At 35.4% G+C, this 13,752-nt stretch carries 9 protein-coding genes and 1 pseudogene; 2 read left to right on the top strand and 8 right to left on the bottom strand.

Annotated features, from left to right (window positions below; translation table 11 throughout):
- Window position 1: 1 nt before the first annotated feature.
- Both EKM02_RS11505 and EKM02_RS11500 read left to right on the top strand, forming a co-directional pair.
- Entirely contained in the window at window positions 2-1,375 is a 1,374-nt protein-coding gene (locus EKM02_RS11505; RefSeq protein ID WP_126455280.1) for a RagB/SusD family nutrient uptake outer membrane protein, read from the top strand.
- A complete protein-coding gene (locus EKM02_RS11500) occupies window positions 1,375-3,999 on the top strand; it encodes an alpha/beta hydrolase family protein (RefSeq protein ID WP_126455278.1) in 2,625 nt (874 codons plus the stop codon). The genes EKM02_RS11505 and EKM02_RS11500 overlap by 1 nt, the downstream gene beginning before the upstream one ends.
- 402 nt (window positions 4,000-4,401) lie before the next feature.
- Here the strand turns inward: EKM02_RS11500 and EKM02_RS11495 are convergent, their stop codons facing one another.
- The 8 genes and pseudogenes from EKM02_RS11495 to nagB all read right to left on the bottom strand — a co-directional run bounded on the left by EKM02_RS11495 (window position 4,402) and on the right by nagB (window position 13,539).
- Window positions 4,402-4,686, bottom strand: a complete 285-nt coding sequence (locus EKM02_RS11495; RefSeq protein ID WP_126455275.1) for a DUF6520 family protein — start codon at window positions 4,684-4,686, stop codon at window positions 4,402-4,404.
- Between the two features lie 81 nt (window positions 4,687-4,767).
- Window positions 4,768-6,288 (bottom strand): DoxX family protein, encoded by a 1,521-nt coding sequence (locus EKM02_RS11490; protein WP_126455273.1) that lies wholly within the window; start codon window positions 6,286-6,288, stop codon window positions 4,768-4,770.
- 102 nt (window positions 6,289-6,390) lie between these two features.
- Window positions 6,391-7,296, bottom strand: a complete 906-nt coding sequence (locus EKM02_RS11485; RefSeq protein WP_126455271.1) for a helix-turn-helix transcriptional regulator — start codon at window positions 7,294-7,296, stop codon at window positions 6,391-6,393.
- Between the two features lie 1,164 nt (window positions 7,297-8,460).
- A complete protein-coding gene (locus tag EKM02_RS11480) occupies window positions 8,461-9,204 on the bottom strand; it encodes a rhamnogalacturonan acetylesterase (protein WP_126455269.1) in 744 nt (247 codons plus the stop codon).
- 682 nt (window positions 9,205-9,886) lie between these two features.
- Complete coding sequence (locus EKM02_RS11475) at window positions 9,887-10,843, bottom strand: aldo/keto reductase (RefSeq protein ID WP_126455267.1); 957 nt, start codon at window positions 10,841-10,843, stop codon at window positions 9,887-9,889.
- Between the two features lie 145 nt (window positions 10,844-10,988).
- Window positions 10,989-11,309: a hypothetical protein gene (locus EKM02_RS11470; protein WP_126455265.1), complete on the bottom strand. Its 321-nt coding sequence runs from the start codon at window positions 11,307-11,309 to the stop codon at window positions 10,989-10,991.
- Window positions 11,310-11,414: 105 nt separating this feature from the next.
- Window positions 11,415-11,598: pseudogene (locus EKM02_RS15065) on the bottom strand (phosphoglucosamine mutase); the annotation flags it as partial.
- Window positions 11,599-11,610: 12 nt separating this feature from the next.
- A complete protein-coding gene (nagB, locus tag EKM02_RS11465) occupies window positions 11,611-13,539 on the bottom strand; it encodes a glucosamine-6-phosphate deaminase (RefSeq protein WP_126455263.1) in 1,929 nt (642 codons plus the stop codon).
- Window positions 13,540-13,752 lie beyond the last annotated feature (213 nt).

Below are 13,752 nucleotides of genomic sequence, written 5' to 3'. Positions count from 1 at the left end.
CATGAAAAATTATACTATACGAATTACGATGCTTATCATATTGTTCCACTTTGTAGGATGTGATTCCTTTGTAGATGTGGATATTCCGGATTCGCAACTCACCGGAAACCTAGTTTTTGAAGACCGAATGACGGCAAATGCTGCTATGGCGGATGTTTATGGCAAACTGCGTGATACTGGTTTGCTGACTGGATTAACGATAGGCAGTAGTGTCAGCTTAGGAATGTATGCAGATGAACTGGTTTATTATGGCACGAGTAATGAAAATACTTCGTTCTTATTTAATAATACACTGCTGGCTAATACGGCGACTGTTGGACAATTATGGAATGAAAGTTATCATCAGATATATTGCGCGAATGCGGTGATATTGGGTTGTGAGAACTCAAAGAGTCTTTCTGAAGCCGACAAGAAATTGTACATAGGAGAAGCTGTTTTTATAAGGGCATTGGTACACTTTTACCTCACAAACCTTTACGGTGATGTGCCTTATATTACTTCCACAGATTATGAGACCAATCGGCTCGTATCAAGAATTCCTAAAACTGAAGTTTATAATACTATTATAGCCGATTTGAATCAAGCGATTGCCTTATTGCCCGAAAACTATAGTAGTACTGATAGGGTCAGACCCAATCGCTCTACAGCGCTTGCCTTACTTGCACGCGTTTACCTATACAATGGTGAATGGGCAGAAGCCTCGAATGCTGCTTCGGCTGTTTTGAATAACTCGCTATATGTTTGGGAAAACAATATTGATAAGACATTTCTAAAGGAGAGTAAGTCTACGATATGGCAATTTATTCCCAAACTGGTGGGTAATAATACGGATGAAGGTTCTGCTTTTATTTTTATGACAGGACCACCACCTTTTGTCGGTTTGAGCCCGGAGTTGTTTAATTCATTTGCAAACAATGACCTTAGGAAAACACATTGGATAGCAACAATATCAAATGGAACTTCGAAGTGGTACCATTCCAAAAAGTACAAACAAAAAAGCAATACCGGAACCGCTGTAGAATATTCGATTGTTTTCAGGCTGGCGGAACTATATCTCATCAGAGCTGAAGCGCGAGCCAAACAAGGAGAACTGACAGGAGCAAAGCAGGATCTGAATGTGGTACGGCGTACAGCAGGATTGCCTGATAGTGATGCTGTTGGTGTTGATGCAATTGCAGCTGCTATTATTCAGGAACGACGATTTGAATTGTTTACCGAATACGGACACCGGTTTTTTGATTTGAAGCGGACAGGGACTCTTGATGCAGTGCTAGCTGCTGTAAAACCAGCGTGGAATAGGGATGATTCCTTATGGCCGATACCGGAAAAAGAGTTGTTAGCTAATATGAAACTCACTCAAAATCCCGGTTACTAATGCAGGATTATTTTAGATCTATTGTTTATAGCATTGTTGCTGTAATTTTAATAGGGTTGGTTCCCTGTCCCGTTTTGGGACAGGTGCCAATCAAAAGGCAACTCACTGAGGGGGATTATTCGCTTTGGGGAACGATGAGCGGAGAGCAAATCTCTTCGAAAGGAAAATGGGCGACTTATCATATGGCTTACGAGTCCAAGGCGGACACTTTGTTTGTTCTAAATACTAAAACCAGACTGAAATATTCTTTACCTGGAGGACGTGCAGGAATCTTTAACGGTGAGCGCACTTTTGCCTGCAGTAAAAAAGAAGGTCTTTCCTTAATTGATTTGAGAAGTGGGAAAGAGAGTATAATTCCCGGTGTAGAACGCTATGATTTTTCATCAGACACCCATTATCTTGTCACGATAGAAAAGGGTCAGGGTAGCCCGCTTGTGATTCGAAAAGACGGAATGATTATCGATGTCATTTCGAATGTGACGGAATACCGTTTGAATGATGCTAAAAATATGTTGGTTTATGCGAGCACGGAAAATGGTATTGGTCAAGTGGGAAGTCTAACATTGGCAGGAACTTATGTCAAACGCTTTATAATTCCACAAAAAACTCAGACTTTTAAGGTTTTACGATGGCAACATAAAGGAAAAGTAATTGTTTTTTATGGTGTTAATGAGGGAGAGGAGGAGCTCTATTATCATGATATTGAATCGGGGCAACAGTATGTTTTAAATAGCATGGATGCAAATTTTCCCGTTTCTATGAAAATTGCGCCTAATCAAAATGTTGAGTTAGCACTATCACTAGATGGAGAAAAGGTATTTTTCGGGATAACGGCTGCAGTATCCAAACATAATAGGATGTCAGTAGATGCAGTGGAAATTTGGCATGCAAAAGACAAAATGATATTTCCCGACCGGAAGTTATCGGCTACAGTAAAGTATCCACAATACCTTGCTGTTTGGTATCCTAAGAGTGCTGTTGTGCGTCAAATCAGTACTGCGGAGCAGCGCTGGGTGATGTTGAGCGGTAATCAAGATTATGCTCTTGTGGCTGATCCTTTGCAGTACAATCCACAATATAAGTGGATTGCCGATATGGATTATTATCTGGTACATCTTGCAACCGGTAGACGGGAATTATTCTTAAAGGGACATTCGGGTCTTATTAATCACATGGGTATTTCGCCTGATGGACGGTATATTAACTATTATAAAGAAAGTAATTGGTGGGTTTATGATCTAAAACAGAAAACCCATACTAATGTCACCAAGGGACTTGATGTATCATGGGATAACAGTGCCACTGATCCTGGAAACCAATTGAATGTTTGGGGACAGCCCGGCTGGACTACAGACAATCAATGGGGACTTTATTATGACTATCATGATATTTGGGCCATTTCTCCTGATGGACTGGTACGAAAACGCCTCACCGATGGTAAAGAAAATCAGTTGCGTTTTCGTTTTGATGTTTCAGCCCTTTCAGATCGACATGATTTTAATTATAAAGGTAAAGGAATTTTTCGATATGACCTTTCAAAAAACCTATTGCTTACGGTACTTGATTTATATGGAGGATCAATTGGATATTACACTTTACAACATAAAAAGGGTGTGGTGCCTCTTGTAATGGATAATAGTTCTATCAGTAAATTACAAAAGACCAAAGAGCTTGATGCTTTTGTCTATGTTACGCAACGCTTTGATCGACCTCCCAGCTTGATGTTTCGACGCAGTATTGATAAACCGGCTACTGTTTTGGCGCAAAGTAATGCACATCATGAATTGTATCAATGGGGGAAATCGGAAATGATTCATTACACCGATAGTAAAGGCAGAATTTTGAACGGGGCTTTATTTTATCCCGCAGGTTATGATTCGACCATGCGATATCCCATGGTGGTTTATATTTATGAAATAGTATCACGTGAAGTCAATAGTTATGTCAATCCTACACAATACAATACTTTGGGATTTAATATAACGAATCTCACTAGCAACGGATATGCTGTTCTGTTGCCAGATATTGCTTTTGAAAAAGGCAATACAGGATTTTCTGCCGTAGATTGTGTGACGAAGGCAGCTACTAAAGTCATTGCAATGGGAATAGCTGATGCCGGAAGGATAGGCTTGATGGGGCATTCATTCGGGGCTTATGAGACCAATTTTATCATCACTCAGACTTCCATGTTTGCGACGGCCATAAGTGGTAACGGAGTTTCGGACACTATGGGGCATTATTTTACTATAAATACTGACTACAATACCATGGATGGGTGGCGGTATGAGAACCAACAGTATCGAATGGGATTTTCTTTTTTTGAGAATCGTGATGCGTATTATCGCAATTCTCCTTTAGTTAACGCAAGATCGATTACAACTCCATTATTGACTTGGGCAGGTGTATTAGATCAAAATGTGCAGCCCAGGCAAGCAGCAACTTTTTATGCGGCACTGAGGCGATTGCAAAAAGAGCATGTTATGTTAGTATATCCTAATGATGGTCATATTTTTTTTAATCCTAAAAATCAGATTGATTTGACCTATAAAATTCAGGATTGGCTTGGTCATTATTTGAAGGGTGAGGTAAAGGCGGAATGGATGAAAGCGGATAGAGAGGAGTAGTTTTTATTTTTATTAAGGGTATTTTTTCTTTTGTCTTGATTACTCACGAGTTAATAATTTATTGGAGTTCGTGAATCTACGATTTCAAAAGAAACAAAAAATCAAGCCAGAATATTTTTGCTCCAAAAATCATCGAACACATTTTCCTATCGCGACCCCAGCCGCCCGTGTTTCACACTCGACTCGGGGGTCACTCCCTGTCGCCAACGCTTAAATCCTTACCGTGATTTTTTGGAGTAAAATTATAAGGGCGGGGAGAAGAGGTGGATAAAGATCATTATTATTATTATTATGTTGGTAGTTTATTGGAGTTCGTAAATGTTTGATTAACCATTATGGAATAGTAGTAAAAAATAAGATGCATTTTCCTTTGCGGGAAACTGCATCTTACAATTTCTGCTTCTAGTCAATCACTTTGAATAAGTTGACGCTACAAGCATTCCCTTCGTTTTTATCAAAAACTTGTCTGGGGGTTGCCTCACTGGACATACAAAGCTGACCAGTGTTTACAGGAGTACAATCAACATTAACTTGGAGACAGTCTTCAGGGGAAGGATTCTGAATGTATCCCGAAATTAAAACTGTTTTTTTTGACTCCTTGATTTTAGCTTCATTAGTGCTAACCGCTGCAGCACTCGCTAATGTGAATGCCAATGCAGGCAGAATCACTTTTACAATTGTTTTCATAGTAAAAAAAATTAAATTACAAATTTGACTTACTCTTTTTTACAGGTTTTCAGTCTCAACCCTGTCACTAGCGCCAGTAAATTATTTATATTGTTTTGTATTGTAAATCATGGCTTTAGGGATATTGAAAAAATCCTTACCCAAACGGTATTTGTGTACGTGGTGACCAATTATTGCAAACAAATTATTTCCGGATATTAGCATGGATTGCACTTTGGCTCCATTTACATCATAAATGTAGATACTAAACAAATAGATGTTTCGCTCGATGTCGTACACATCTACAATTGCTGCTTGCTTCCACATCTTTTTTGATTCGAAGCGTCCTATTAGCTTGGAATTAATAAAGAGTAAATTACCAGACACGGCAGTAAGTTGGTTTACTGTGGATGGACGAGAAGCGATTTTTCGTTGTCCTGTCTCTTTTATAAATGTCACTTTGAGTTTTGCTTTACTTGTAGTGTCAATCGTGTTTCCTCGATACTCTAAGTTCCCGTTTTTATCAGCGACTATAAATTGATTGCGATAATAATAGATATACACCAATTTTTGAAGTCTTGAATCATAGTGTATCATGCCATCTGTATCAAAGAAACCATCAATTTGTTTTTGTAACAGGTTGGGAGCATATTGTACCTGCAGACTATCTGAGAATGTAAAGATTCCTAATACGTTGTTTGATGATTTTAGTTCTTGTGCCCGAAATGCAATTTTGTCTGGAGCTATAATTTCAGCTTTAGAAAAATAGTAATTATTGCTATGCATTATTAACTGAGCTTTCCAGTTGACTATATTTCCCTTATAAATTACAGGAACTGTTCCATCCATCAAGTAAAAATATGGGGGTGTAACTCGCACTTGAACTGCACTGAATGGAAAATTTTCTCTTTCCAACTGGATTTTATACTGGTGTTTGACTTTCAAAATAGTGTCAAAAGCAGTTATGTGAAGCGGTGCTTTATTATCACCCATGTAAATTGTGCTATTGTCTCCTCCGGCAAAATATAGTGAATTACTTTTTAGATCTACTTCAGCAATTTTTGTTGATGAACCTTGAATAAAGCGCCGGATAAATGGATTTTCGCGATGCATTGTGTTTTCAGAATTAATGTAAAGTGCCACTATTATGGTAGGAGCTACAATTGTGATACTTATTAATCCAAAGATTGTTTTCGATTTGTTTCTTGTACAAATCAAGCAAGCTGTTGCTGCCAAAATTGTAAAAACAACATTAAATATTAAGTGATGTTTCCATCCTAGTTTTTCCAATATACCACCGCAAGAACATGGAACGAAAGACGAATAATTGAGAATTACAATTATGTATGCGGTGAACATCACCATTAATAAAAAAGAGGATAAAAGGCCTATAAAGCGGGTTTTAGAAAAGGCAAGAAGTAAGGCAATTGTGAATTCCACTATTAAAACAGCGTAGGAAATAAATCCAGTATACGCACTTAATAACGGGGATTGACCCAACTGCGCTTGAAAGTTTTGGAATTCGAGTACTTTACTCAGTGCGCTATAGACGAATAATAGAACTAATAAAACACTTATTATTTCGACAACTACTTCTTTGAACTTGGTGCTATAACTTTTCATAACTCGACAGGATTAATACTGTAAAATTCTATCATTTAAATTTGTAATGTTATGCAAATCAGAACTTTCGTTATCCAAAACTGATGTTAAGCTATTTAAAAATTAAACATCAGCACTCGGACCACGATCCACTTCACTTGGAGTGTATTCAAATCTTTTTTTAAAAGCTTTATAAAAGTTGAGGTAGGTGTTAAAACCATTCATTATGGCAATTTCCTTGAGAGGAATCTTTGTTTGCTGAATCATCAAATGTGCTCTTTTTAGTCTTTCTTCATGATAAAAATTATAAATACTAGTTTTGAAAAATTCGCGGAATCCAAGTTTCAATTTGTATTCATTACAATCAAAAAGCACAGCTAATTCTTTTATGGTTGGGAGTGGTTGTTCCAAATGATTTAAAATGTAATCATAAAGATTTTGCATAATCACTGTTTCAGATTGTTTTTCTGTCGCTGTTTTTATCACATATTTTGCGTCTGACAGAAATTCTTGCAAGATGGTAGTAATTGAGTTTACAATTATTTTGTCACTGTAGCGCAGCCGTGATATGGTGCAAAAAGAAGGCACTAATTTATTATTACCCGTTATAAAAATAAGCTGAACGGTGCTGTGGTAATTATCATCAAGTGACGCTTCCTTCTTTTTTTGATTCCAAATACTGAAGGACTGTGGTGCGATAAATTTTCCAAAGTCAACTTGAAATAATTCTTCGGATTCGTAGTATAGTGCTTCTGGTACGTGTGTATTAAAATTGCGGATAATAAAGTTATCGTCTAAAATAAATGTAGTTTGTACTAAGTTTTGATAACTGTAATGCGGGTTAACAGAACCTGATCGGAGTATAATATCATGCATCTGTCCAGCAAGAGTGTTAAGCATTTCAGAGAGTTTATCAACTTCGTCGTTTTGGTCTGTTTTGATAATTCTGAATGAGAGGTTGCCGGTTGCCAATTCAAAAAGCATTTGGTAAATCACCTTAATCCGTTGTTGGTTTTGTTGCGTATCCATTGTGTTGTATTAGTGAAGATTTGTCGGAATGGAGTGGGGAAGTGGAGACAAAATTATATAATACAATTCTCTAAATCAAGAAGTATAGTGTGCAATTCGGGAATTGAATAGGTGTTTTTTAGAGAAAAGTGAGTGGTGTCCTTCGACAAGCTCAGGATGACAGGGAATAGTGAGAAGTGATTGGCGAAATGATTTTTAATTTCATAATCAAAGAGTAATTCTCGATGCGTTCTATAGTTGAGGTATGGAATAATAGGAATTATTGTAGTTTGTTTATTAGGTCTTTACGAGATATAGAAGGTTTTTGAGTTTAAGAACAGGTTATAATTAAGAGGGGGGAGGGATAAGAAAGATGCTGATGAGGTGTCTTTATTTGTGTATATTTTTTGTTTTTTTGATATTGATAAAATTGTAAAAACAGTAATAACAACATCCTTTTCAACTTCTGATTTAAGAGCATTTGCGAAAGCGATATTGAGTTAGCAAAATTGATTCTTTCAACAATAAAACGTTTTGAATTACTAATTGATTTTTTACAATCTGAGGAAGATTGTGAATATCTAGATATAAGTTTGTATCAGTATTTTAATTTAGAAAATTCTGAAGAATTAATCAAAGAAACTAAAATGCTGCCTCTTTAATTACTTAGAATTAAGACTGAAAATAACGGGTTCAAGTTTAAAGTAGAAGATGAAAAATCAAAATTATTCTTAAATTCATTAGTCTCATGTGAAATAATAGAAGTGGATGTTTTTTTAAATTTAAGAAATTTTTTAACACCTGCTGCTTTGGCGACTTGCTTCACCGCCTATTGCACGCCTCGTTGACTGTAGCGATTGTCAAAATCCCCTCCAGCTCCAGAAGCCAAAAACCTGCGAAAAATAGCTGACAGCTAATAAGTTTTTTTCTATGTTGAAGACAGCGGAGAAGATCGCTTACACCTGAGATATCATTGTTAAATATTTAACCTTACAAAAAGGTTTTTATGGGACATAAGTAATAACCATGGTATAATGTCGTATTTTAAAATCAGGATAAAATCATGTAAAAATCTGATTTAAAGCTGTTTTACTTAAAGTTAATTCTTTTGACTTTACGACTTTTAAACTTTCGACTTACTTAATAGTATTAGAAACGAAGATCTTCCTTATTTAACTGTTCATTTTACAGTAATTGTTTTTTTAATTTTTTAAAGAAAGGATTATTCATTAGCTTAATTTGATCAACAACCAAACGGGCTATAGCCAAAGCTCCTTTTCTACTTAAATGTGTGTCATCAGACTTTCCCTCTGGATAATAGGAATTCTCACCGGGTTTAAAATGCAAATGTAGCGCTTTCGATTTTTCGGGACCATAAGAGGTTTCAAGTAATTCTGAATAATATTCTAAATCCACAAAAGGCACTTTGTACTCTAGGGCTACCAAACGAGTTTCAAGCGGATAATCACCATGCGTTCCGACTAATACTCCATTTTCATTAAAATTTCTTCTGGCAATTGATGAAAACAAAATTGGAATTGCCCTTTTTTTTCTGCTTTCATTTACAAACCGAATGATGTTATGTCGATACGTTGTATGTGGATTTGTATACCGAGTAAAATCGGTTAATTTTTCATCATTATGCCCAAATTGTATAAAAACATAATCTCCCGGTTTTAAAACCTTAAAAACTGCTTCCCATTTTTTCTCATCAATAAAACTGCGTGTACTTCCACCATTTACAGCTCGATTCTTTATAATTACATTCGAATTAAAAAACAGACGCAATACCTGTCCCCAACCGGTTTCTGGGTTTTCTTCCGGTTTTATTTTATCAGCCATCGTAGAATCACCAATAGTATAAATTGTAGTTTTTTGAGACAGTCTGTTTAAGGAAATTAACAACGTCAAAACAATAATAGGTTTCATAAAAATTATTTTTTTTTAATATATTACTTTGCAGCAGTAAGAATTGTACCTCTCTCACCAATTACAACTTCATTAAAAGTTACATTTTTAGTAGTAGTAAGGCTCATCCGTTTTTAGCTCATTGTATTATAAAACGGTTCAAATTAACGTTTTCTACTTTTTATCGGGGTATCCTTCTATTACAATTCCCGTGTTGGTGACTTCAGTGCAACTGATATTAAAGAAATATCCGAATTTAGACGGAAATAATCCGCTTTCTACTCCATGTTATTGGCAGTGATGTAAATGCAGTCTTCCATGTCCTAAAAGAAATATTGGACAAAAATATATATTTAAAATAGCGCGCTCGATCTCTATTTGTTTTAATTTAAATTATCTCTTTTTAAATATCCACTCGCTTTACAGTAATCAACATACATATTTCGAACTCCGGCCATCATTTCACTTCCTATTACAATCGCATGCAGTCTTTTGAACTGGTAATTTCTTATTACGATATTTCCAAAAGGAGTTGCTGAAGTGCTACGTCATTAGTCATCTCTACCAAATTTCAGGGCTTGTCCACGGTATTGTCTCGAAAAATTCTAGCGATATCACTCAGTCATAAACAGATCAAAAATCGACTTTAAGTCAAAATAGCTGATGTTTTTTGATGGTCTGTTTAATATTTGCTCTTTTTTTACTATTGTAAAATCGTATCAATCTCATCTAATTCATCTTTGGAGAAAGTAAGATTCTGCAGACTGTCAATATTGTAATTGAGTTGTGCAATTGAACTAGCTCCAATTAATACTGAGGTAATACGATTATCTTTTAACAACCAAGCCAAAGCCATTTGTGCTAAAGATTGGTTTCTTTTTTGCGCAATTAAAGTCAATTGAATAATTCTCAAAATTTTTTCCTCCGAAACTTCTTCAGTTTTTAAATGACCATTAGGATTAGAGGCACGAGAGTTTTTCGGAATCCCTTTTATATATTTATCAGTTAAAAGTCCTTGGGCTAAAGGTGAAAAAGCAATACAACCAACTCCTTTTTCTTCCAGAATGTTTAATAATCCGATTTCCGGATTTCGCTCAAACATTGAATATTTGACTTGATGAATCAGACAAGGTGTTCCCAATTGCTTTAGAATATCGACAGCGTCTCTGGTCTGTTCCGGATTATAATTAGATATCCCAGCATACATAGCTTTTCCGCTTCGAACAGCATAATCCAAAGCCATCATGGTTTCTTCCAATGGTGTTTCAGGATCATAACGATGAGAATAGAAAACATCTACATACTCCAAATTCATCCGCTTCAAACTCTGATTCAAACTGGACAATAAATACTTACGGGAACCCCAATCGCCATAAGGACCCTTCCACATAGTATAACCGGCTTTGGTCGAAACTACAATTTCGTCACGAAGATTTCCATGAAAATTCTTCTTTAAAATTTTACCAAAAGTAATCTCAGCAGAGCCCGGATCCGGACCGTAATTATTGGCTAAATCAAAATGTGTAATTCCTTTATCAAAAGCAGCCTTAGCAATGCCTTCTGCATTTTCGAAACTATCTACCGACCCAAAATTATGCCATAATCCTAAAGATATTTGCGGTAATAATAAACCACTTTTTCCGCATCTGTTGTAATCCATATTTTTATCTAAAATAGTTTATAATTAAGAGACAAATTTATTGTTTCTTTGAATCAAATTTGAATACTAAATTCACGTATTTATTTTGAAAAGTTACAAAATTCACCATGCTAGAACGAAACCTAAAAAGGCTTGATTCATTTTATTATTTATCATAAATTGTTTTATTTAGTACTGTTTTTAGATGACTATGAATAGTTTCAATTTTTTTACTGATTTGATTAGCCGCTTTTAAATTTTTGCTTTTAATTTTTATTTCTATAGAAAAATCATTTTCTCTTTTCGAAACAAGCTTAACGGTAAACATTCCATTTGGATAATATACTCTCAAGCCATCCGTTTCTTCCATTAAATACAGATCGAATTCCCCTTTTAACCAATTGATAAATTGATCATAAAATTCAGTTTTTTCTACCTTTGCATATCTGGTAAAAGTATGAAATGGTGCCTCAAAAGAAATATTCATTTTTTAAATACATTTTTTAATTTCGTTGATAAATTTTATTGCCAGTTCGTCTGCCTCATCTTCGGAAATACTTTCGGTATAAATTCGAATAATAGGTTCTGTATTAATCGTATCTTCACAAATTCTGGCATCTCTTCCAATAATTAGTGAAATTTTTTTTAATATTTTGCTGCTTTAACTAGATACCATACGCTGCTGCAAATTTTATAGCATTTATTGGAGTCAAATTATCATTAACTATGCCTCCAATAGTTCCTGTAATTCCTGAAATCGATTTTATTGATGCCATTTTATCATTTACTTAAAATTCCCATCTAACAAATGCTTCCATTGCTGCATAATGGGACAATCCTAATTCATCATACAAATTGGCAGTTTCTTTATTTCTATCCTCGGCTCTTTGCCAAAACTCTCTGCTGTCTGCTCCTTGAAACACGACACCATCTTTTTGAGATTGATGCTTAAATATCCCTTTTCGTTTTTCCAACACTTGGTCTGGCCCCATCGGTACAGCCATTTCGATCTCGTCAATTCCCCATTCTTGCCAAGCCCCTCTGTATAACCAAACCCAACAATCATTCATGTACTTTTTAGGTTTTAAACGTTTTATAGCTTCAAAAATAGCATCTAAACATACTTTATGGGTTCCGTGTGGGTCTGCCAAATCACCTGCTGCATAAATTTGATGTGGTTTAATTTTCTCGATGAGATCCATCGTGATTTGAATATCTGATTCTCCTATTGGGTTTTTCTCAATAGTTCCTGTTTCATAAAACGGAAGTTCCATGAAATGAATCTGCTCTTCTGGAATACCAACATAAAAACTGGTTGATCGTGCCTCACCTTTTCGAATTAAACCTTTGATGTATCTTACTTCGGCGATATCAACCTCACTCGCTTTTTTGTTCTTTAGGAATGTTATTGCTTTTTTATAAATATTTTCTGCCTCAGGGCTTTTGATACCGAACTTATCATTATAATCACAAACAAAGCTTGCAAATCGTAGCGCTTCATCATCAGCTACTGCTATATTACCGGAGGTTTGATAACCAATATGTACTTCATGTCCTTGTTCATGCAATCTCTTGAATGTGCCACCCATACTAATAATATCATCATCTGGATGTGGACTAAAAATAAGCACACGCTTTTTGGCAGGCTCTGCACGTTCTGGTCGTTTGCTGTCATCGGCATTGGGTTTACCTCCTGGCCATCCTGTTATAGTATTTTGAAGCTTGTTGAACATTTTTATATTAATGTCGTAAGCTGGTCCTGAATCGGCTAATAAATCACTCATGCCATTTTCTATATAATCAGCATCTGTAAGCATTAAAATAGGTTTTTTCAAATGAAGGGCTAAACCCAATGTCGCTTTCCTTATAAGTTTATCTGTCCATACTATTTTTTCGACTAACCAAGGCGTATTAATTCGGGTTAATTTTGAGGAGGCTTTCCTATCTAAAACAAAGGTGGCGTTTGTATGTTCTTGCAAAAATGAAGCCGGTACTAAATTTGTAACTGTACCTTCTACCGATGCTTTTATAATATTCGCTTTTCCTTCTCCCCAAGCCATAAGAATCACTCTATTTGCTTCCATAATCTTTTTAACTCCCAATGTAATAGCTGTTCTAGGAGTATGATCTAAGCCAGAAAAGTCACTACTTGCAGCTACTCTTGTAATATGATCTAAAGCTACTAATCGTGTTTTAGAATTTTGTAAAGATCCTGATTCATTAAATCCTATATGACCGTTTCCTCCAATTCCTAAAATTTGTAAATCTATTCCTCCAAGAGCTTCAATTTTGGCTTCATATGTGGCACAATAATTCGCTATTTCTTCTTTTGACAATGTTCCATCCGGAACATGGATGTTTTCCGGTAAAATATCAACTTGATTAAATAACAATTCTTTCATAAATCGCACATAGCTATTTATGGAATCTCGCTCCATAGGATAATATTCATCTAAATTGAATGACACTACATTTTTAAAACTTAATCCTTCTTCTTTGTGTAAGCGCACTAGTTCTGAATACAATCCTTTCGGGGAAGAACCTGTGGCCAACCCCAATATACAAGGCTGTTTTTGGGCTTGTTTAACTTTTATCAAATCTGATATTTCTTTAGCTACAGCTTTAGAGGCAGCTACTGAATTTTCATAAACTACGGTTCCTATATTCTCAAACCGCTTTTCGAAACCTGTGGCTTTATCAATATTACTATTTAACATGGCTTAATTTTTATAATTTATTTTTAATTTTATTGATATTTCCCAAAATATTATCTAACACTCAGGATGTATAGAATTCTTGACTAAATGATTTTTTATATTTTGAACATGAAAAAATTTAATGTTTTCAGGTTGTTTTATTATCAAGCTTTCTTTAAATGAACCTTGTTCCAACTTAATTCTAGGGAGTGATCGTCTATAATAAGTAACAAA

The organism is Flavobacterium sp. RSP49 (assembly GCF_003968735.1).
Taxonomy (GTDB): domain Bacteria; phylum Bacteroidota; class Bacteroidia; order Flavobacteriales; family Flavobacteriaceae; genus Flavobacterium.
This window is presented reverse-complemented; position numbering and strand designations above follow the sequence as displayed.